Below are 21,115 nucleotides of genomic sequence, written 5' to 3'. Positions count from 1 at the left end.
CTCAGCGAGCAAGATGCTCGCACTACTTGATTTCGGCTGCTTTCAATTTTTCATTCTAATACTCATTCATCAAGTGCCGAAGAACGTAAATCAGCGTTATTTTCGCACTTAAAATCGTGAAACTGGCTAGTTCGTACATTCACATCTGCAAGTCTATAAACAGCAGGACATTGTGGTTGAATAATTTGACTTAACACCGCCCACAACAAACTACGAGTCACATCTACAAATGTTTTAAGTCGAGACTCGTAATTACCTGGAATACCTCGCTCATGAACAATTGATGTTTCTACCCAAATACCATGAGAGCCTAACAGAATCTGTGCCATCCATTTAGCTCGTGGCAGGTGAGAGTAAGAGGTGATTAGTTTTACTTTATGGACTCCCCAATTACGGAAAACAGGAATACTGTAGTAAAAATTACCAAAAGTGGAATCAGCACACTTTTCTAACCAAACATTCTCCAAAGAAACTTCTGAGCGTTGTTTAAAAATCCTTAAAATACAGTGATCTGGGGAGCCATGAGAAATTAAAATTGGCGTATCAGGGTTTAGCTGTGCCAGTTCAGAGACATAAATTTCTCGATAAATACTGCCACCAAGTACAAAAAAAGCATCTACCGGCTTGGAAGATACAGAAAGTAAAGTTATAGTGTTAAAAACTAACCAACAACAAAACACAAGACACAGCCCAAAAGCGAGTCTTTGTGGAAATCCCCTTTTTCTTCTGCGAAATTGTCTGGAATTTCGGTTGATCTGGTTGTTTGTAAATTTATGTCTCATAGAAAACCTAATACGAGCTTTCTTTGAAAAATTCAGCAATTCTTATAAATGTAGCCAAGTGCAACATATAAGAAAAGTAATCTGGATTGCCAAGATGGCACGGATGAAAGTGTACCGTAATCGCAGTAAGCTGACAGAAGAGGTTGGCTAATGCAAAGAAAGTAAGTGAAAAATAGTTCTATTCTTTCAAGAAAGTATAAAGGAAAGATTAATGAAAAAATTATAGCTAAGTAGAAAAACTTATAAAATTTCTGCAAAGCCTAATAGCTTAACCGTCAACTTTACAATTATTTGAGCTAAATATACATGAATCAATCTGCGAAAAGATACTCGCCATTGGAAGTAGCATTGATTGGGGGAGCGATCGCCACCACAGCTACATTCTGTGTGTTTGGTCAAGCTTGGTCTCGGTCTGTAAGGGCTGCGCTACAAGATAGCCCGAAAGCAACCGTTGACCAAGTGTGGCAACTGGTGAATCGAGAATATGTAGACACTACATTTAACCAACAAAATTGGCAGGCAATCAGGCAAAGCTTGCTAAGTAAAGAATATACGACCCGTGACCAAGCTTACACCGCCATCCGCGAAGCCCTGAAAAAATTGGGAGATCCTTACACTCGCTTTTTAGATCCTAGACAATATGAATCCTTAACAAACCAAACTTCTGGGGAAGTCTCAGGTGCAATTGGCATTCGGATGGAGCTCAATGATAAAACCAAGCGCCTTACCGTAGTCGAAGCTATAGACAACTCCCCAGCTAAGAAAGCAGGTCTTAAGCCAGGTGATCAGATTTTAGCCATTGATGGCAGACCAACGCATCAGATGAAAGTGGAAGATGCTTCCAAGCTGATTCGTGGTAAAGCAGGTACATTTGTCACGTTGCGGCTAGAGAGGAATGGGCAAAGTACTTTTGATCTGAGGCTAACACGGGCTAATATCGAAGTTCCAACTGTACGCTACACCGTGAAGCAAGAAAGCAATCGTCGCATTGGTTACATCCGCCTCCACGAATTTAGTGCTCACGCGGCAGATCAAATGCGAAAAGCCATCCACGATTTGAATGCTAAGCAAGTAGATGCCTTTGTGTTGGATATGCGTGGTAATCCTGGTGGTTTGTTGCAGTCAAGCATCGAAATTGCTCGGATGTGGCTTGATCATGGTTCAATTGTCCGTACCGTAGATCGTGCTGGAGGAAGTGAAGAAACTAAAGCGAATCGAAGCGCCATCACAAATCGTCCTTTGGCAGTACTAGTAGATAATAATTCAGCGAGCGCTAGTGAGATCCTCACAGGAGCATTAAAGGACAATCGCCGAGCAGTAGTTGTTGGCAGTCAAACCTTTGGTAAAGCCTTAGTGCAATCAGTTCATGAACTGCCCGATGGTTCTGGTGTGGCAATCACCATTGCTCATTACTATACACCATTAGGAACTGATATTAACCACAAGGGAATCACGCCTGACGTTAAAGTAGATCTGACACAAGCACAACAGCGTCAACTAGGAGCTAATCCAAGTTTAGTAGCAACTATGGACGACCCTCAATATGCCCGTGCTTTGACAGCATTATCTAATAATCGCTTGGCACAACCTGTCAAATATCCTACCTCTCAAAGACCAATGAGTATTCGCGCCTCGGATTTAACCAATTCGCGGTAAGAGGAAACACGGGCATGGGGCATTGGGCATTGGGGACTGGAGACTGCGATTTACAAGCATATCAACCTATAAGTTTTTCTCTTCCCCTGCTTCCCCTGCTTCCCCTGCTCTTGTGCTCCTCTGCTCCTCTGCTCCTCTGCCCCATGCCCTATACCCCATGCCCCATGCCCCTCTGCTATAACAATTAAATATTTATGGATGATACAACTACCGCTAAAGCCTTCTTGCCAAAGGTATCAGTCATCGTACCTATATATAACGGTGAGGCGGATTTACCAGAGTTGATCAATTGTCTATTGGCTCAAACTTACCCACAACAGCAGGTGGAGTATTTGCTAGTAGACAATAATAGTAGCGATCGCACTTCATTTTTGCTCTTAACTGCAGCCGAAGATCACCCCCTGACAATTCACCCATTAAGCGAAACCCAAATTCAAAGTTCTTACGCTGCTCGCAACACAGGTATTAGGGCTGCTACTGGGGAGATACTCGCCTTTACAGATGCAGATTGCCGTCCAAAACCAGAGTGGTTGGAATCATTAATTGCACCTTTTGTCAACGAAGATGTAGCAATTGTAGCTGGTGAGATTTTAGCGTTACAAGGAACAACCCTACTAGAACAACATGCAGAGCGCGAAGAGACTTTATCACAAAAGCACACCCTTGCTCATAAGTTTCGTCCGTATGGGCAAACAGCTAATTTAGCGATTAGACGGAATGTCTTAACAAAAGTTGGTTTGTTTCGTCCCTATCTTACATCTGGTGGGGATGCTGATATATGTTGGCGGATACTACAGGAAAACATTGGGCGTTTGGAATTTGCTGAAAGTGCGATCGTCCAGCACCGTCACCGAACTACACTTAAAGAACTAGAAAGCCAATGGCGGCGTTATGGACGCTCAAACCGGTATCTCCATGAGCTGTATGGCATAGACTTGATGCGAGATATCACATTAAAAGAATGCTGTTATCGTTTGGGACGCTGGCTACTAAAGGAATTGCCAAGGGATACTATAAAGGCTTTAACTTTTAAAGGTAGTCTTGTGGATTTATTAAATACTCCAATTGGCTTGTACACCGCTAGAGCCCGTTCTATGGGACAACAGCAAGCTAAGTTACCAGAGAAAGCGAAGATCATTGAGCGGCTTTAATACCCAATCCCCAATCCCCAATCCCCAGTCCCCAATCCCCAATCCCCAAAATCCTGAAATTTCGCTACATTGGAGAAAAGTAGGCTAGAGGAAACTTTAGATGTCAGCACATCTGTTACTGGTTGATGATGAACCGGGATTGCGTGAAGCAGTAAAAGACTATTTACAAGAAAGCGGTTTTAGTGTTCAAGTTGCCAGTAACGCCCGCGAAGGCTGGGATTTGATGCAGCAAAACACGCCCGATTTGGTGATTTCTGATATCATGATGCCCCAAGTGGATGGCTATCAGTTCCTTAAGCAACTACGGGAAGATCCCCGCTTCCAATCATTACCCGTAGTTTTTTTAACTGCTAAAGGAATGACTACTGATCGTATCCAGGGCTATCAAGCTGGTGTCGATGCTTACCTACCCAAACCTTTTGATCCAGATGAGTTAGTAGCAATTGTTGAAAACTTGCTTTCTCGTCGTTTGACTAAAAGTCAAACAACTCATGAAGATGGCGAAGCACCTGATATTGCTGAATTAGCGAATCAGATTGCCCAAATTAAGGCTTTACTGACTCAAAGAAATGCAATCACCCAATCTCCAGCACCTTTCTCTATTGATTTAACCCCCAGAGAGCAAAGCGTTCTCAACCTGGTAGCTGAAGGTTTGATGAATAAAGAAATCGCCCGTCGCTTGGAAACTAGCGTCCGCAATGTAGAAAAGTATGTTAGCCGTTTGTTCAGCAAAACAGGGACGAATAGCCGTACCGAGTTAGTTCGTTTTGCTCTAGAACATGGTCTTGCTAAGTAGTCTTAGTTGAGTATTTAAGTACAAGTGTGCGTCGAGTGTCTTTTATAGAATACAAGCGAGAGTGAAATGGTCCTAAAAAGGATTTATTTACAGGGTATACCAATACAGACTTTTTGAAACTCTGACAGTCATCATCAGTCTTAGTTAAAGAATTTATCCATTTTGGGACTGAGAGTTTTAATACTTCACCTCTCTAAATTCAGAAAAACAACAAATCAAGCAAGCGGCGTGGAAAACTCAACAGATAGTAAATTTTCTTGGAAGCGATGTATGAATTGATTATTTTATTGAGTATGCACCCTATTATTTCCCTTAGTGCAGAGGATGAAGGCAACTGTATATGTTTTTGTCATATCCCTGTAGAGTATGAACAAAAGCCTTACGATCCTTGTATTCAGGTTACGTGAAGCTAATTGATTGTTACAAAAATTAGCAATTGAGCAAACCTAAAAAATTCACTATTCTTTTTCCCACAGTTCATTTGTCTCTACTTCAGCGGCAATGTATAACTATTGAACATTGTCGCTAGAGTTTCTCAAACGCATCAGTTGACGCCGCATTTGCGGTGAGGCTTTTATCTCACAAACTTCGTGAGCCTTCACAGACGTGTGTAAGGTTTCCAAAAAATCGTCAGATCCTTCAGTTAAAGCGTCCAAGAGTACCTGTAAGAGTTGATCCCGATCCCCTAATAAGGTTTTTTCCTCAATCAACCGGAATTTGAGATGGAGTTCACACTCATAAACACATACTTCAACATTATTGACCTGACGTGGTAACGCTTCAGAGTTCATAGCTTTTGAGGTTCCTTTTCTTAGTAGTAATCAGCGTGAGGAGCTATATCTCAAGCAAAAGTTGTTGATATCTTTTGTCAAATCCAAAATCCTTGAATTAATAGCCCTCCTTCAGCAAGACAATTTTTGTGTCATTTCACCCTCCTTGGCGCTTTACAAACAGACAGGACTGTCTAGGTTTTTGTCTTCCTTTGGTGGTTGCACTTGAACCAAGCCATAACTATTATTCAGTTTTTAAGATTTTAAACAATAAAGTTTTTGTAAGAACTTGTTGGAGCTTTTTAAAGGTTTTTACAGCAACTTTATCTAGAAGTCAATAATGGTTTGAGTTTTTACTGATTAACTAGTACTTTTACGTAAGTAAAAACTCGGTTTTTTTTAAATATAATCATAGCCCGACGTTGTTGCGACAAAATTACGTAAAATTACTAAATGTACGATTTTTTCATGAGAAAATACGGTGAGATTTTTATGAAGAAAGTGATAAGCGGTCCGATTTTTGTTTTGGGAGATAATATTGATACCGATCAAATTATCCCAGCGGAGTATCTTACCCTAGTTCCTTCTAAGCCAGATGAGTACGAAAAGCTTGGCAGTTATGCTTTAGCTGGGTTACCTGACAGCTATGGCAAATTTGTAGTTCCCAACTCAACGAAAACAGTTTATCCAATTATTGTGGCTGGAGAAAATTTTGGTTGTGGTTCATCACGAGAACATGCGCCAATAGCTCTAGGCGCTAGTGGGGTCAAAGCCGTGATTGCTCAGTCTTACGCTCGGATCTTTTTCCGGAACTGTACTGCAACGGGAGAACTTTACCCTTGGGAATCAGAACAAAGGCTATGCGATCAGTTTCAAACTGGTCAAGAAGTCTCGATTGATAGCGATCGCAATTTACTGATTAACCATACCCTAGGTAAGACATTCACTCTTAAACCTTTAGGAGAAGTGGAACCCGTGATTGATGCAGGCGGCATTTTTGCTTATGCTCGCCAGACAGGTATGATTTCTTCTCGTTAGAAAAGTAACGGGCATAGGGCATGGGGCATGGGGCATAGGGCATAGGGCATAGGGTGGAGTAGAAGAATTACACCATCGGTAAATTTATGTTCAACAGGACAAAAGCCAACACTGTGTTTTCTTTTCCTCTGCTCGCCATGCCCCATGCGCTATTCCCCATGCCCTGTTTTACAATACGAAATATATCCCCAATCTGACAACCTTCTATGGACAATCCAATGCTGCTTAAGTCTACAACCCGGCATATCAGAATCTTTGCAGGGGAAATCGACAGAGATGGCGAACTCGTTCCCAGTAATCAGGTCTTAACTTTAGATGTTGACCCAGATAACGAATTTAACTGGAATGAAGATGCTTTGCACCTAGTTTACCGGAAGTTTGATGAACTAGTAGAGGCATCTAGTGGTACGGATCTCACAGACTATAACCTGCGCCGCATTGGATCAGACTTGGAGCATTATTTGCGATCGCTCCTGCAAAAAGGCTCTATTAGCTATAACCTCTCGGCGCGGGTTACCAACTATAGTATGGGGCTTCCCCACGTTCAAACTGACGACGAGCAGTCTTTTTAGACATTAGTAACGGATCTAAGCTTAAACAAGCGCGCTATAGTTAAACGTGCATAAAGAAGCGTGAATATTCATTATCCGTTCCATTCCTTAACCATCTGCTGTCAATACAACAGACAAATGACCCCACACTTCCCTTTTCTGCGGAAATAGCTTGCGGTTCGCGCAAGCTATGGGTGAACAACCCAGTTCCTCTCTTATGAGGCAAAGGTAAGTTGTGGGGTTTCTTTTTCACAAAAAAGGGAGCAGGGATCGCTCTCTACCACCAAACGCGATTTCCGTCCTCATCAGTTCGTGCTTGTCGGATCACGTCAGAAATTTCTTCAGCATCTTTGACATGGTGTAGAGCCTTTTTTTCACCGTCAGGCTCATCTACAACAAAGTAGGTAGGAACTTTGATATGGTCGCCGGTTATATCAGGAGAATCGACGGCGAGTTGTTCTGATTTTTCTTCAACAGTTTGTGGTTCTTCAGAAATAACATCGCCAGGGTTTACAGCACGATGAGTATCTTTTTCTTTGTTTTCTTCCATTACGCTTTCACGCTTGTGAGATATGCTAAATGTACTTTTGAGAGTGGTGGGCGTAGCCACAATGATGCTTATCAACCTCAATAAAGACAGCTAATAACCAAAAGCGATGAGCAGCCAGATAGAAGATATTTTCCGCTTTCACTTAAATTTTGTTTAGTCTCTGTCTTCTTTGAGTTGATTGCAGCCCACATACTTATAAACTAAAGAAAGACCAGTGTTATCTCATCTTTCGGATGGAGTAGCTTAAAATAAGCAAAAAGTATAATTATAAAAGTATTATGGTTTCTTGACATAGTATTTTTAGCTGAGGGAGAGTTCTAGAGGTGTTTCAATGGGAAGCGTGGATGTGAAGTATGGGAAATTTTTTTAGCAGGCTTGTTAACTTGTTCTTCAGAATGAAGAAGTCATTTCATTTGCAGGCTAAGATTGGAATCCAAAGTTGGATATACCTAAATTAAAAGATATGAGCGGTCAAGAGGGTCCGCTACCAACGCTGTTGAAGAAAATGTCAATTGCTGATCGGTACCAAGACTATGGAAAATGACGCGGCAATGCTCTACTGCCCAAATGAAAATTGTCAGGCTCCCAACCCGCTGAAGCACAACTTTTGCCAGCAATGCCGCACACCGCTACCCAAACGTTACCTATGGGCTGTGGGAGATGGTCTATTGGTGGGCAATCCGGGAGAATTGTTAGCCGATCAGTATTTAGTCATCAGCAAATCTATTCTTTTAGATACTAAACCGGGTTTAGTATCTAAAACACCAGAATTAGAAAGCTTAGAGCTTATTAAACCTTATTTGCGGCTAATTCCCTACCGCTTACACTTACCACAAGTGTATGGGATACTGACCCTAACTAACGGCAGATCCAAACGAGAAATATTACTCTTGGAAAAACCTCCCCTCAATATAGATAGCACAGGCAATGCAGTCGATCTGTGTAGTGAGTTAAGCACTGCTTGGCGCGATGCTTCGTCAATGCGGCAACTTAATTGGCTATGGCAGATAGCTTATATATGGCAACCTCTAGTTAATGAAGGCGTTGCCTCCAGCTTATTTGAACAAGATCTCTTAAGGGTAGAAGGATCTTTAGTACGCTTGTTGGAATTGCGTTTAGATAACCATTCAACACCAGATCTACCGGAACTAGGCAAATTTTTGCAGCAGTTAGTGCCTACAGCAAAACCAGCCATAGCTGAATTTGTAAGTGCAATTTGCCATCGGTTACGTCAGGGAGAAATACTTTCTGCGGAACAACTAATGGCAATTTTAGATCAAGGATTGGCACAAATAGGACAATCACAAACATCCCTCATTAAAGTATCAACTAAGAGTGATACAGGCCCAAGTCGCCAACGTAATGAAGATGCTTGTTACCCCCGTAGTGGTACCACTATCACGAAACCACCCCAGCAATCGGCTATTGCAATTGTGTGTGATGGTATTGGTGGACATGAGGGAGGTAATGTTGCCTCTAATTTAGCAATAGAGACTATCCAGCAGCAGGTACAACAACTCTCCAAAATTTCGTTTGACCACATTGATCCAGTAACTCTTGTTGAAGACTTAGAACAAGCAGCCGCTATTGCTAATGACAAAATTAGCCAGCTAAACGACAGTGAACATCGTCAAGGGCGGCAACGCATGGGTACAACGCTAGTTATGGCAATGCCGATCGCCCATGAAATGTATATTGCCCACGTTGGTGATAGTCGCGCATACTGGATTACACGTTACGGGTGCTATCAAGTTACCCTCGATGATGATGTTGCCTCCCGGGAAGTGCGGCTGGGTTATGCTATATACCGGGATGCCTTACAACAGGGAGCTTCTGGATCGTTGGTGCAGGCTTTAGGGATGAGTCCCAGCAGTTCATTACATCCTACAGTACAGAGGTTTATCCTTGACGAAGACTGCGTTTTTCTTCTGTGTTCTGATGGGTTAAGTGATTTTGATCGTGTCGAGCAGTACTGGGATACAGAAATTTTACCGCTCATCACTGATAAGCAAGACATCACAGATGTTACAAAAAGGCTATTGGAAATAGCTAACTCTCAAAATGGGCATGATAACGTCACCATTGCTTTAGTACACTATCAAGTTAAGTACTCTGAACCAAAATCAGCTATCAAAGCATCTCTAAGTGACTTTTCTTTACCAGCAGCAACAAATTCAGTCCTGAAAAAGACACGAATCCCCCAAGAGACTAGTCGTAACCAGAAAACTAAAGTCCTTTCTAGAGATACAACAGCCAAAGGCTTAGGAGTGCCAATCCAACTAATAATGCTTGTTTTCGTGGTTTTAGGAGGAGGTTTACTAGGATATTTTCTGCGTCAATGGTCAGTATTGCCAAGCATTCAAGATCCTTTCCCGAATCCATTAGGAACACCTTCTATCTCCACGACTGAAGACCCTAGGCCAAAAACCCAAGAGAGTTTGTATAAGACAACCAGCCAGATAGAGTTAAGTACAACTACACAACAAGTACAAAAAGTACTGGCTCCTAGCGGTACTATTCTCAAAAAAATAACAAACACTGAACCACCGGCAGAACCAGATTCTCAGGATCCTTGGGTTTATTTGCAACTATGCTCAATTGGACCAGGAACTACATCTGCCACAAGTACTAAGCCTTTACTCAAGCCAGGAGATAAAGTTAAAATCCCCTCGTCGAGCTTTGAATCATTAAAACAATCTCAGCTTCAAGGAGACAATATCACTAAATGTTCAGATAGCAACACAACTAAACCACCTGTTGGGCAACCAAAAGTTAAGTCAATTCCTAGCCCTGCAACAACAAAAGATAATGTTCCAAAAACTAACACAAGTCGACCGGACGGGACAACAAACTAAAAAAATCGATAAACTGGTAACAAACCTGAAATAATAAACCTAAGCTATGAACACATTTACTTAGTAAAAACAATTGCCAAACCGTTATTTCAAATAAAAATTATTTGTTTGACCTATTAGACTGAAGAATCAGAATCCATGCCATCCCTCAACCTGGCGATCGCCCGTCTCATCCACACTGGCAATAATAACTTCGCCATTTGGGTGGTGAATGCTCCCTATCCCAGTGGCTATGTCTTACATGACTGTGTATGGCCTCCACACCTCACCCAAATTTGGCAAGAGTGGCAGCAGATGTTTGCTGGTCATAGTGGTTTAGATATTCCAACAGGAGCAAAACCTCAGCAAGCAAACCCGCTACCACCAGACATACTTCCACCTAGTTCGGAAAAAACAACTAGTTACAGTAGTCGTTTAATGCAATACCTGGGAATTAGTCTGTGGCGCTGGGTATTTGACGGACAGATTCTTGGGAGTCTTGAACGCAGTCTAGGTATCGCTATGGGTCAACACACACGTTTGCGATTCCGACTAGAAATTCGCGATCCAGATCTGACCGCATTACCTTGGGAAATTATGCAACGTGACGCTGGTCAAGCAGCCATGTCACTGTTTCAACATACACTATTTAGTCGCACGACCAGCGAAGTTGAACCTTTACCTTATTTACGAACAGACCAAGGTTTAAACATTTTGCTGGTTTTAGGAGAAGATGATGCGCTGCAACTAGAAGCAGAAGCTCAAATTCTAGAAAAAACTCTTTTAAAAAACAGTCAAGGTGGAATTAACTCCTATCTTGGATATGCTCCCTCATTTGTAAAAACTCTTCTGCGTCCAACCCCACAGGAGTTGATTCAACACCTAAATACCCAAGCATACAATGTTTTCTTTTATGCTGGTCACGGGTTGCCAGCACCAGACGGAGGACTGCTGTTCTTGAAAAAGAACATGACCCTCAATGGCATGGAATTAGCGCAAGTTTTGACTCGTACAGGGGTCAAACTAGCAGTTTTCAATTCCTGCTGGGGCGCACAACCAGCTTCTGTCGATCACCAAGCTTTACCTCATAGCAGCTTGGCAGAAGTACTGATTCGTCAAGGGGTTCCAGCAGTGTTGGCAATGCGTGATGAAATTGCTGACCACGAAAGCCACACGTTTATTCAAGCCTTCGCTCAAGCTTTGCGTGCTCGTAAGCCAATTGATGAGGCTGTGGCAGAAGCAAGACAGCAGCTATTAGCACTCTACAGATTTAATCAGCCAGCTTGGACTTTGCCGGTGCTGTACCTACATCCACACTATGAGGGTGAACTTATTAGAAGTTTTGATGAGGGTATTACAGAACTACCAGAGACGTCGATTCCTGGTTTAACGACTAAGCTAACCACGGCAAGATTGCGATCGCTCTCGCCTGGTGGTCAAACTTGGTCATTACGCCCTGGCATAACTCGGATCGGTCGTACAACAGACAATGATATTGTTATTCCAGAACCGTCTGTTTCACGAAGACAGGCCGAAATTTTATGTCGTAACACCGTGGAAGGATCTGCCTATCATTTAAACGATTTATCCACTTATGGCACAACCTGGATTTTACGAGCCGAGGGTTGGCAACAAATCCCTCGTCAGGAAGTACTCTTAGAATCTGGAATGCAGTTAAGGTTTGGTAGTAGCAGAAGTCAGCCTTGGGAGTTTATGATCGAACCTTCCTCTGACTGAAATTGCCTGCTTGGTAATAACTGAGCGGGTATCACAACTTCTACTAAACAAGTTTTTTAGATTCGATCATTAAAATTCGATCTTTTTGCGGAAATTAGGTTCCTAGAGATGTAGCTGTAACTACTGCTAATTAATAGAGAGGTACAAAATGGCTAACAAAATCAACGGTTCAGAAACTTTGCATCCCCTATCGTCTCAAGTAGAATTAGAGTTTTTAGAAGCACTCCTAGAACCTGATGATGCTACTTATCCTTGGGATCCAGCAGACGAAGAATCCGAAACCTACTTTTTCGACTTAGAAGAACACAACCTGATGCAGGACGTGTTAGAAACAGAACTCATCCCACGCTCACAAGCTTTTTATAATCAATTAGATAATCTTTGGTCAAATTATAGGCAATATAACTCTTCCACCAGCCGCTCTCTTGTAAATACACTTCAAGAAGCTTTACAAAGCAACTTTGGCTCACATATACCAACTAATTGGCTCAACAAGCTTTCTGTCAAAGCTACTGAGGTGTTTGGTTCCACAGAGTCAATTTCAGAAAAACTCATTCAGTGTGTCCAATCTGTTTTGCCGACTTGGGAAGCTGAGGATCTACTCGTTCTAGCCCGTCCTTTTGCCTATGCAATGCGTAGTAGCGAATCTCAAAGTATAGAAACTCTGCTAGATAACGCTGAGAATCGTGAGTGGACTAGTTTATCCGAAATTGAACAAGCAAAAGCTAGCTTAGCGATCGCTCAATATGCTTTGACCGAACTCAGCAATTTTCAAGAAGAAGCCTGAATTGATAATGCTACTTTATTGCCAAAGCAATGTCTAAAAACCACTCTTGCATTTTAGACTCAGAATCCGATAGTTATGTTCCCCAAAACCGAAAAATCTGAGCTTAGCGTCTAAGTTAAGGTTAATGCTATTGTGGAGTCATCTATCTTAAGATAGATAAAGAACAAATTGAATTTGGCAATTTTACCTTTTAATTTAGTAATCACCATCACAACTATGAGTGGTCAGCTGTTACTCCGAAAGAGGATGTCTAATACAAAGACGTAGTTTCTTGTCTTGTGTTCCCCCGCGCTAGTGCTTATTTAGGGCCAAAAAATCGAGTCGCAAAATTTTGCGATCGCGTCGGTGAAAGTGCCCGTGCTTTAAGAATTGCCGCCATTAAGAAGGCGTAAGATAATATCCCAACAACTACCAACAGAAAATTATTGATAACACCCGTCGCATTCCATAAAGCGTGCAATCCTGCTGCGGTTAAATATCCAACTAACAAAATTTGCCAACTTTTACTGGGCTTGAGTACAGCCAAACCGATAAAATAGCCAAGGTAGCCACTGTAAGCCATATGCCCAGGTAAAGACGCTAAAATTCGGGGAATAAGCAGTTGAAATCCTGCTAATAAACCCGCACCTGAACCTTCTTGTTGCCCTACAGTTTGAACAATTTGTGGCACATACTGTCCGAGAGTTTCCAACAAAGTAAAACCAACAGCAGAAGCAGTTCCCAGCAAAATTCCATCTAAAGGTTCCCAAACACCAATTCTTTCCTTCCAAGGAGATGGTAGCGTCGTCGCGATCATATGCATTCCCAAAATTGGCAATGCCTTAAGCAATTCTTCCATCAAACCTGCGCCAAAGAACATCCGTATCAGTAACTCTGTGAAGGTAATAGATTCCTGATTTAACGGCAAGTTACCAGGTAGAATGAAGCGAAAAACAAATATAAATAAATCTAATACAGGACTGAGCAAAATCAGCATTGTAGTCAATGCTGAAATTAATAGTACCCATGAAGGCTTATGTTTCCCACACAACAAATAAATAAAGAAATAGTACGCAGCTAATGCAATAAAAGTCGCTACTATAATTTGATTCACTTGTGGTTGCTTGAGTGTGCCAAACATTAATACCACAAAGACAACAGTGATAATTCCTGGGATCAGATAAGCTTTACTCGTTAAATCTTTGCCAGTAGAAAGAATCGGAAACAATTGTGTAAAGCTGATATTGTCAGGATTAGACTGGATTTGAGAATCGTTATTTGTTCGTGGGATGTAGGAGTTATTGTCTGGTGCAACAGGGATGACTGCTGCTTCAGTAACTCCTGTAGGTTCCTGGTGGAGTTCATACTCGAAGATTAATTCTGGACCATCATGACCTAAACTAATGCGATCGCCTGGAATCAGCTGATGAGAACCTTGTAAGCGCTTTCTATTTAGATAAGTGCCGTTTGCACTATTAAGATCACGAAGTATCCAGCCCTTCTCACCATCTGGTGATGAAGAGAGTGGAGTAATGACTGCATGACGACGGGATACCATCCGATACATCATGGCATCTAAGACAACTTGGCAAGTGGGATCGCGCCCAAGCACTACCTCCTCACTTGAAAGGAGCAGGTAGCGATATTCCGTCCCCACAGCTGCTCCCTTAGCAGACACTAGCCGCAGAAATGCATTTTGTCTTGCGTTTTTACCCATCATCGTTTTGCGGCTTTCCTCCCCTTGAGAGCTAATCTAGCCACATCTACTATAAATTTGCTAAATCCACTATAGCTTTAGTTTATGCTTCGCTAATACAATTTAGAGTAAATTGAATTCGAGCATAGCTTTAGGAAAATTTTGGTTTTCGTGTCCTGGTCTGCTAAGTTTTATTAAAGCAAAACGCTGTAAAGGAGTTAACTCCGCCCATTGCTGGGGTGTAAGGGTAAGACCTAATTCCGTAACTTTTTGCTTTAGTTGTTCTGGTACAGTCGTAGCGTCCATCCACGGAGGATGAGGCTCAATAGGTAATTCATCGGCTGGTCTGCCAGTATGCTGTAAAATTTGTTGCTGAACATGTTGACGATATGCTTGAATTTCAGTCTCCGTAGAGCAAGGTAATTCAACTAACGTTGCACGCTCATCTTGAGTCATGTGATTCCAATCAGATAACCTTAATTTAATTCCACAGGTATCGAGTTTATACCGAACCAACATAGGAATGCAACGCAGAGAATTGACAAAATCAGCCTCGAAATCAAAGAAAGTGTTCATATTGGGGCATGGGGCATGGGGCATAGGGCATGGGGCATGGGACAATGCTCCCTATTCCCTTGAATGTGGATTTTTAGGGGCGCTGCGGCGAATAATCCAATAGCCTATTGATAAAGCGAGAATAGTAAAGGCTAAACCAATGATTTCATTGCCTGTGACTTTACTTAGATCAAGAATAATAATTTTTCTAGAAACAGCAATTAAAGAAGTGGCAATAACCAGTTCCACTTGAACAACATGTTTTCGCAAATAAGCTGTGACATTTTCTAAAATCTCTAAAGCAATTAAAATATCCAAAAATAAACCAAAAATCTGTAACAGTGTTTTGTTAAATGGATCATGCTGTGTGTCAAATAATTGTTTGACTAGAAAAATTCCCAGATCGGCTATCCCAACTAAAATAACTAGTATTAAAAAAATAGATAAAACTTTGGAAACTATCACCTCTATGCTTTCAATTAGGTGCATAAAGTTGTCGTCTTTGGTAGCTGCGTTAATTTGCTTTAGTAGTTTCCTCATCTGCCTCGCCTTATTTTCAACTAAAAACTGAAATGCAATTGACATCTCCCCGTTTTAAAAAAGCGGGGATTCTGCAAGGATGTTGCTACGTGGTCTAAAGACGCACTGCGCAACGTTGTTGCGAAATGATTTCTTTAGATCATGGAACAAATCATACCTATGCGGCAGTGTCAAAACTGCTCTACCCACCTTAACTAGACTAATGCCTAGCTGTGTGGCTACTTTTGCGAGTATATTTGCTGCACCATTGCAGTCAGCATTGATTAAAAAACCCTTTCCGCTTTTATACAATCCGCGCTTAATTCTGTCACCTGATACCTTGTAGCTTTCGGGTTTCTCACCGTGTTTTGGCAACAAGTCATTATCTAGAAATGACGCCTTGGAAGTATAAGCCTCTTCAGTAATTGTAAGAATAATGCCGTACTCTGGGCAAAGTTGCTTGAGTCTCTCAATTAATCTACCCGTAGGAATCATCACAAAGTGTTGATTCCCTCGCTTGCCCATATTAGAAGCGTTTTTTTGCCCGGTATTCCAACCAATAACAAGATTACCAACTTTATCATTCAAGCAACGATTAATGATGAACCGTGCTGCTTTGTTTATGCCATCCCTTATCTGGTTGTTGCGTTTACGCTGGATTCTATCAAGATTAGAATCCCAGTAGAAATCTGACTTACCTTGTTTGTACTTGGCAACAAGGCGACAGTAACCTTGATTCATTGATTTTAGTTTTCTACCATCAATGATTAGGCTCTGACCATAAGTTGAAACACCTGTTAACCAATTCGTTCCACCATGATCAAAACTCCACGCCTGGGTATAATCAAGATTTGGGTTAATTTCAATAGGTTGAACCCCGTCGTCAATCACCCAATCAATCCACAATTCACCATAATATGGACGCACTGTAACTTCTCTTACCCAGTCAGAATCAATGAACTCTGGTAGTGGTAAAACGATGTCAACAAGCACGTGAGGTTTGGTTTCTCTGCTGATCGATGGACAAAAACACCCATTAGAATAAGTGAGTGCTTGACGTGGAAATGTTACGGATGCTAATCCACCCTTTTTGCGGTAGTTGGGTAAAGAGGGTCTATAAACTTCTTGGTTGTAGTAAAGGTTAACTAGACTGTTGTAGCTTGTTATTGACTCTCCAACAGTATAGAGCGTTTGTTGTGCAGCTTGGGCGGCTAGTGCTTTGTAATGTGGATTGTCTTTTAAAGCTTTGTCAAGTTGAAGGTATGTTGTTTGACATTTGTAAACCTTCCAACTATGACGTAATTCATCACCACGCCAATATGTTGTAAATGCGTTCCCTGATTGCTCCAATTTCTCATAATGCTCTTTTCGTGCATGATAAATTGCACAATTGATTAAACTATTTGCATTTTGACATTGGCCAACCCAAAAAGCTTTTTCTTCTTCTGTGAAATTTGCTTTGACGGGAATTGTTCGGTACAGTTGACTCACCCCCTGTTTCTTGTTTAGAATACAAATAGCTTAATCGATATAGCACAATATGTCAACAAGAAAAGGTAAGAAAGGTATAAAAAATCAGCCAATGTTTTATGATGAGCTTAAAAAGATTCACGGCATATCCCTGACTGATTTTAGCTGGAGAAAACTGCAAAAAATGGCTGAATCGAAACAATTAAGTGTTAGTGAATTTGTGGAACAATGGATTAGGGAAACAGAGGGTTAAAACCCTTTTTCGTCGGGTTTCATCCCCTGTCTAAAGACTAGAGGTTCTCACCCTCCCGTTTTATTTTGATAGAAAAACCCCATACATTTATTTATGGGATTAAAACAGTAATATTTGAAGCGGCAGATGCCGCAAGCGATTGTTATTGAACCCAATAGCAGTACACCCTGCATTATATTTGGAGGGTGGTTTTTTCTTATTTTGCATAGCTACCAGGAAACACCTGCTTAGCAGCTTAACATTCTTTGACTAGCAGTTGGTAGGTTATTAGTTGGAAATTCTATATTCACCGGCGTTAGCTGTACTGCACAGGCTTTTAACTCTGGTTGTCCAGAGTCAGGACAAGATTTTGGATGGGTAAGAGCATTAGCTTCAGCTTCATCAGCCCACAATGCACCCCAATGCATGGGGACAAAAACTGTACCAGGGGCGATCGCCTTCGTCACTTTAGCCGGAAACCTAGCCTGACCACGACGCGATCGCACTTCCACCAATTGGTTCTCACTAATCCCTAAATAAGAAGCATCTCGAGGATGAATCTCGATAAACGGCTCGGGATACATAGAACGGATTTTTTCAATTCGACCAGTTCGTGTCTGGGTGTGCCAGTGTCCGTAAAGTCTACCGTTAGTCAGCACAAAAGGATAATTAGGATCTGGTGGTTCTGCGAGTCCTCGTGAGTGATAAGCTGCAAAACGAGCGCGTCCATCAGAAGTATGAAACCGCAGATCAGTATAAAGCCTCTTAGCACCTCCTATGACACTATTTTCTTTGTGAGGCCATTGAGTAGGACCTTCTGCCTTTAATTGCTCATGACTAATACCTGTCATTTCACAAGGGCGATCGCGAGTTATTTTGACAAACTCAGCATAAACACTAGCAGAATCAGCAAAGGCAAATTTGTCTGCAAACCCTAACCTTCGCCCAACTTCTGCAAAAATCTCCCAATCTGGTTTAGCTTTACCAGGCGGGTTACGGAATGCTTGACATAGTGTTACTATCCGCTCAGAATTTGTCATCACACCTGTTTTCTCACTCCATTGAGCAGCGGGTAACAGAACGTGAGCATAAGCAGCAGTTTCTGTAGGGTAATAGGCGTCTTGGTAGATAGTAAAGGGCGATCGCAATAACGCTTTTTTAGTCCGTTCCAAATCCGGCATACTAACCGCTGGGTTAGTAGCAGCAATCCACAGTAACTCTACAGTTCCATTTTCCAACCCAACGATCATATCCCAAGCAGTTAAACCAGGATGAGGGGAAATCTGTCCTGGTTTTAGTCCCCAAAAATCCTCAACTTCCTCCCGATGCTGAGCATTTTTCACTGACCGATAACCAGGTAACAAGTGAGCCAACCCCCCTGCTTCTCTTCCTCCCATTGCATTCGGTTGACCTGTAAGCGAAAATGGTCCTGCACCTGGCTTACCAATCTGTCCAGTCATCAGGTGTAAGTTAATAATAGTTCTGACCTTCGCTGTACCTTCCGAAGATTGATTGACACCCATCGACCACAGCGACAGAACCTTTTGAGATTCACCCCAGTATCTGGCTGCTGTTTCTAAATCTTCAACACTTATCCCACATCGATGAGCCACTACTTCTGGGGAATAGTGCCGAATTACCTCCGCATATGCAGGAAAATTACTGGTGCAGTCGTCAATAAATGTAGGATCTACAGATCCCCAACGCATTAACAAGTGAGCAATACCGTTTAGCAAGTCGATATCTGTGCCAGGACGAATACACAAGTGTAAGTCTGCTGCTTCCGCAGTTTGTGTACGACGGGGATCAACCACAATCATTTTGACTTTGCGGTTCTTTTTGTGGTATTTCTCCAGCCTGTTAAAAACAATTGGGTGACACTCAGCTGCATTTGTACCAATTAAAAATGCACAGTCTGTTAACTCCAAATCTTCATAACAGCAAGGAGGACCATCTGCACCAAAGCTTTGGATGTACCCAGCCACAGCACTGGACATACACAAGCGAGAGTTCGCATCAAAATTATTAGTGCCCAAACATCCTTTCATCAGTTTTTGGGCGATGTAATAGTCTTCGGTTTGAAACTGACCAGAACCATACATACATATCGCTTCTGGTCCACTGGTAAATCGTATAGTTTGAATACGTTGTGTAATAATCTCAAAAGCTTCATCCCAACTCACCCGTCGGAAATCCTGATCCAACGAGTCTCGTAGCATTGGGTAGTGTAATCTGTTTTTATCTAAAGACTCAGCAATCGTAGCGCCTTTGACACAAATCATCCCTTGATTAGATGGGTGCGCTTTGTCTCCCCGTACTCGCCAAATTGGATTTCCTTGGCTATCTCTATTAGTTGGTTTGCCAAGTTGTGCTGGTGGAGAAACTTCTAGTCCACAACCAACACCACAGTAAGGACAAAGGGTTTTAGTAAATTCAGTCATGGTAGTTAGATAAAGAATTCAGAATTCAGAATTCAGGAGTCAGAATGAGCGGATGTATTCTGAATTCTGAGTTCTGACTCCTGACTCCTTGTTCAACAATTTATTCTTCTGCTAGCATCGCAGGCGATTGAGTGATTGTTTCTGATAACTCTTCTTCTTCAGCAGCAAAAGAGCCTCTTGGTTCTTTAAGGAAGAAAGCACATAAGCTAGCGCAGATAAGAGCTGCAACTCCCATCGTTTCAAAGAGTGTTGTCGGATTAGTTAAGCTGAAAACTGTCAGAAAAACAACACCACCAAAGTTACCGTAAGCGCCAACATTACCAGCAATTTGACCCGTAATTTCTTTCTTGATTAGAGGAGCCATGCCAAAAGTAGCACCACATCCAGCTTGGACAAAGTACGCACAGAAAATACAGGTGGCGATCGCAGCTGTTATAGCCCAGTTGCTACGAATCTGGCTCATCATCAAATAACTACAACCGATGATTGCGGTGATCACTGTCAAAGTCCACTTACGACTACCGAGGCGATCAGAGATATAGCCACCGCTCGGGCGAGACATAAAGTTTAAGAGTGGATAGCTAGAAGCAATCAATGCTGCGGTCACATGATCGAGAGTAAAAGTTTTCTCAAAGAAAGCTGGTAGCATCGAAACGACAGCCAATTCCGAGCCAAAGTTGGTCACATAAGCGAATTCAAGCAAAGCTACTTGGCGAAATTGATAGCGTTCGGATGGAGAGTAGATTTTTTTCCCAATCAGCATCTCCCGATTCACAACATATGCTTTGTAAGTTTGGAAAGTATATAGCGCTGCTAAAAATAGCCATACAGCATACATTTGGGGCTCGCTAAGAAAATGGATTTTCGGTTGAGCCAAACGCCAAGCTAACAAAGCCAAAGCCAGAATTAATCCTAGATTCGACAGACACAGCGCCAAAAAACTGTTGACACTCGTCACTTCCATTGCGCCATTTTTCTTAGGTTTCTTGTAAATCTTGTCTGCGGGTGTATTTTGGACGTTGTTGTAATACAACATTGCATAGAGAGCAGTGACAACGCCGATGAGGGCGATCGCTAAACGCCAGTTCGTAGCGTTTCCACTTAAAAAAGCAGTCCCAGCCGCAATAATGGGTAATCCAAACTCAGATGCAGCAGCTCCAAAATTACCCCAACCACCATAAATTCCTTGTGCACTTCCAATTTCTTTAGGTGGGAACCATTCAGACACCATACGAATTCCCACCACGAAACCTGAGCCGACAATTCCCATCAACAAACGACCCCAAACTAATTGATTGAAATCGTGCGCCGTAGCCGTAACTAAGCAAGGTAACACAGCATAGATGAGCAAAGCTGTGTACGTAAGCCTGGGACCAAACCGATCTAAAAGCATCCCAATGATAATTCGCGCTGGAATTGTCAGAGCTATGTTACAGATGCCTAGTGTTTTTATTTGCGAATCTGCTAAACCTAGTTCCCTACCAATTGTGGTGGCAAAGGGAGCAAAGTTAAACCAACATACAAACGTTAGAAAGAACGCAAACCAAGAGAGGTGTAAAATTCGGTAACGA

General features: G+C 42.0%; 17 protein-coding genes and 1 pseudogene. 9 read left to right on the top strand and 9 right to left on the bottom strand.

Annotated features, from left to right (window positions below; genetic code table 11):
* Window positions 1-62 precede the first annotated feature (62 nt).
* Window positions 63-782, bottom strand: coding sequence for a YdcF family protein (locus tag G4P69_RS18530; RefSeq protein ID WP_208345145.1), 720 nt, complete (start codon window positions 780-782; stop codon window positions 63-65).
* A 306-nt stretch (window positions 783-1,088) separates the two neighbouring features.
* Here G4P69_RS18530 and ctpB point away from each other — a divergent pair, with 306 nt between their 5' ends.
* The 3 genes from ctpB to G4P69_RS18515 all read left to right on the top strand — a co-directional run bounded on the left by ctpB (window position 1,089) and on the right by G4P69_RS18515 (window position 4,385).
* Entirely contained in the window at window positions 1,089-2,438 is a 1,350-nt protein-coding gene (gene ctpB, locus G4P69_RS18525; RefSeq protein ID WP_208345144.1) for a carboxyl-terminal processing protease CtpB, read from the top strand.
* A 194-nt stretch (window positions 2,439-2,632) separates the two neighbouring features.
* On the top strand, window positions 2,633-3,589 hold the full coding sequence (locus tag G4P69_RS18520; RefSeq protein WP_208350819.1) for a glycosyltransferase: 957 nt from the start codon (window positions 2,633-2,635) through the stop codon (window positions 3,587-3,589).
* Between the two features lie 100 nt (window positions 3,590-3,689).
* A complete protein-coding gene (locus G4P69_RS18515; RefSeq protein WP_208339914.1) occupies window positions 3,690-4,385 on the top strand; it encodes a response regulator transcription factor in 696 nt (231 codons plus the stop codon).
* 509 nt (window positions 4,386-4,894) lie between these two features.
* Here the strand turns inward: G4P69_RS18515 and G4P69_RS18510 are convergent.
* Window positions 4,895-5,176, bottom strand: coding sequence for an Npun_R1517 family heterocyst differentiation transcriptional regulator (locus tag G4P69_RS18510; RefSeq protein WP_208339915.1), 282 nt, complete (start codon window positions 5,174-5,176; stop codon window positions 4,895-4,897).
* Between the two features lie 471 nt (window positions 5,177-5,647).
* Between G4P69_RS18510 and G4P69_RS18505 the strand changes: the two genes are divergently transcribed.
* Complete coding sequence (locus G4P69_RS18505; protein WP_208339916.1) at window positions 5,648-6,193, top strand: LeuD/DmdB family oxidoreductase small subunit; 546 nt, start codon at window positions 5,648-5,650, stop codon at window positions 6,191-6,193.
* Window positions 6,194-6,399: 206 nt separating this feature from the next.
* The gene (gene ndhM / locus G4P69_RS18500; protein ID WP_208339917.1) at window positions 6,400-6,765 is read left to right on the top strand and encodes an NAD(P)H-quinone oxidoreductase subunit M; all 366 of its coding nucleotides are present in this window, start codon (window positions 6,400-6,402) and stop codon (window positions 6,763-6,765) included.
* A gap of 256 nt (window positions 6,766-7,021) precedes the next feature.
* Here ndhM and G4P69_RS18495 read toward each other — a convergent pair whose 3' ends face one another.
* Window positions 7,022-7,294 carry a hypothetical protein gene (locus tag G4P69_RS18495; protein ID WP_208339918.1) on the bottom strand — a complete coding sequence of 91 codons (273 nt, stop codon included), beginning with the start codon at window positions 7,292-7,294 and terminating at the stop codon, window positions 7,022-7,024.
* 533 nt (window positions 7,295-7,827) lie between these two features.
* Here G4P69_RS18495 and G4P69_RS18490 point away from each other — a divergent pair.
* The 3 genes from G4P69_RS18490 (at window position 7,828) to G4P69_RS18480 (ending at window position 12,652) form a co-directional block, all read left to right on the top strand.
* Entirely contained in the window at window positions 7,828-10,149 is a 2,322-nt protein-coding gene (locus tag G4P69_RS18490; protein WP_208339919.1) for a protein phosphatase 2C domain-containing protein, read from the top strand.
* Window positions 10,150-10,287: 138 nt separating this feature from the next.
* Window positions 10,288-11,865 (top strand): CHAT domain-containing protein, encoded by a 1,578-nt coding sequence (locus tag G4P69_RS18485; protein WP_208339920.1) that lies wholly within the window; start codon window positions 10,288-10,290, stop codon window positions 11,863-11,865.
* 148 nt (window positions 11,866-12,013) lie between these two features.
* A complete protein-coding gene (locus tag G4P69_RS18480) occupies window positions 12,014-12,652 on the top strand; it encodes a hypothetical protein (RefSeq protein WP_208339921.1) in 639 nt (212 codons plus the stop codon).
* 298 nt (window positions 12,653-12,950) lie between these two features.
* Here the strand turns inward: G4P69_RS18480 and G4P69_RS18475 are convergent, their stop codons facing one another.
* The 4 genes and pseudogenes from G4P69_RS18475 to G4P69_RS18460 all read right to left on the bottom strand — a co-directional run bounded on the left by G4P69_RS18475 (window position 12,951) and on the right by G4P69_RS18460 (window position 16,883).
* Window positions 12,951-14,351, bottom strand: a complete 1,401-nt coding sequence (locus G4P69_RS18475) for a PrsW family glutamic-type intramembrane protease (RefSeq protein ID WP_208339922.1) — start codon at window positions 14,349-14,351, stop codon at window positions 12,951-12,953.
* Window positions 14,352-14,450: 99 nt separating this feature from the next.
* On the bottom strand, window positions 14,451-14,903 hold the full coding sequence (locus tag G4P69_RS18470; protein ID WP_208339923.1) for a nitrate reductase associated protein: 453 nt from the start codon (window positions 14,901-14,903) through the stop codon (window positions 14,451-14,453).
* Window positions 14,904-14,954: 51 nt separating this feature from the next.
* Complete coding sequence (locus G4P69_RS18465) at window positions 14,955-15,422, bottom strand: phosphate-starvation-inducible PsiE family protein (protein WP_208339924.1); 468 nt, start codon at window positions 15,420-15,422, stop codon at window positions 14,955-14,957.
* 20 nt (window positions 15,423-15,442) lie between these two features.
* Window positions 15,443-16,883: pseudogene (locus G4P69_RS18460) on the bottom strand (RNA-guided endonuclease InsQ/TnpB family protein).
* Window positions 16,884-16,941: 58 nt separating this feature from the next.
* Here G4P69_RS18460 and G4P69_RS18455 point away from each other — a divergent pair.
* On the top strand, window positions 16,942-17,124 hold the full coding sequence (locus G4P69_RS18455) for a hypothetical protein (RefSeq protein WP_208339925.1): 183 nt from the start codon (window positions 16,942-16,944) through the stop codon (window positions 17,122-17,124).
* A gap of 227 nt (window positions 17,125-17,351) precedes the next feature.
* Here the strand turns inward: G4P69_RS18455 and G4P69_RS18450 are convergent, their stop codons facing one another.
* Window positions 17,352-19,544 (bottom strand): molybdopterin oxidoreductase family protein, encoded by a 2,193-nt coding sequence (locus tag G4P69_RS18450; RefSeq protein WP_208339926.1) that lies wholly within the window; start codon window positions 19,542-19,544, stop codon window positions 17,352-17,354.
* A gap of 100 nt (window positions 19,545-19,644) precedes the next feature.
* Window positions 19,645-21,115: NarK family nitrate/nitrite MFS transporter (locus tag G4P69_RS18445; protein ID WP_243902986.1), on the bottom strand; the 1,471-nt coding region annotated here is incomplete at its 5' end.

Origin of the sequence: Aetokthonos hydrillicola CCALA 1050 (assembly GCF_017591665.1) — a bacterium.
GTDB classification, from domain to species: domain Bacteria; phylum Cyanobacteriota; class Cyanobacteriia; order Cyanobacteriales; family Nostocaceae; genus Aetokthonos; species Aetokthonos hydrillicola.
The sequence above is the reverse complement of the archived record's forward strand: the minus strand, read 5'-3'. Positions and strand labels throughout refer to the sequence as shown.

Bases quoted from the DNA above. Each gene is read 5' to 3' on its own strand.
- G4P69_RS18530 (WP_208345145.1), bottom strand. From the start codon at position 782: ATGAGACATAAATTTACAAACAACCAGATCAACCGAAATTCCAGACAA.
- ctpB (WP_208345144.1), top strand. From the start codon at position 1,089: ATGAATCAATCTGCGAAAAGATACTCGCCATTGGAAGTAGCATTGATT.
- G4P69_RS18520 (WP_208350819.1), top strand. From the start codon at position 2,633: ATGGATGATACAACTACCGCTAAAGCCTTCTTGCCAAAGGTATCAGTC.
- G4P69_RS18515 (WP_208339914.1), top strand. From the start codon at position 3,690: ATGTCAGCACATCTGTTACTGGTTGATGATGAACCGGGATTGCGTGAA.
- G4P69_RS18510 (WP_208339915.1), bottom strand. From the start codon at position 5,176: ATGAACTCTGAAGCGTTACCACGTCAGGTCAATAATGTTGAAGTATGT.
- G4P69_RS18505 (WP_208339916.1), top strand. From the start codon at position 5,648: ATGAAGAAAGTGATAAGCGGTCCGATTTTTGTTTTGGGAGATAATATT.
- ndhM (WP_208339917.1), top strand. From the start codon at position 6,400: ATGGACAATCCAATGCTGCTTAAGTCTACAACCCGGCATATCAGAATC.
- G4P69_RS18495 (WP_208339918.1), bottom strand. From the start codon at position 7,294: ATGGAAGAAAACAAAGAAAAAGATACTCATCGTGCTGTAAACCCTGGC.
- G4P69_RS18490 (WP_208339919.1), top strand. From the start codon at position 7,828: ATGGAAAATGACGCGGCAATGCTCTACTGCCCAAATGAAAATTGTCAG.
- G4P69_RS18485 (WP_208339920.1), top strand. From the start codon at position 10,288: ATGCCATCCCTCAACCTGGCGATCGCCCGTCTCATCCACACTGGCAAT.
- G4P69_RS18480 (WP_208339921.1), top strand. From the start codon at position 12,014: ATGGCTAACAAAATCAACGGTTCAGAAACTTTGCATCCCCTATCGTCT.
- G4P69_RS18475 (WP_208339922.1), bottom strand. From the start codon at position 14,351: ATGATGGGTAAAAACGCAAGACAAAATGCATTTCTGCGGCTAGTGTCT.
- G4P69_RS18470 (WP_208339923.1), bottom strand. From the start codon at position 14,903: ATGAACACTTTCTTTGATTTCGAGGCTGATTTTGTCAATTCTCTGCGT.
- G4P69_RS18465 (WP_208339924.1), bottom strand. From the start codon at position 15,422: ATGAGGAAACTACTAAAGCAAATTAACGCAGCTACCAAAGACGACAAC.
- G4P69_RS18455 (WP_208339925.1), top strand. From the start codon at position 16,942: ATGTCAACAAGAAAAGGTAAGAAAGGTATAAAAAATCAGCCAATGTTT.
- G4P69_RS18450 (WP_208339926.1), bottom strand. From the start codon at position 19,544: ATGACTGAATTTACTAAAACCCTTTGTCCTTACTGTGGTGTTGGTTGT.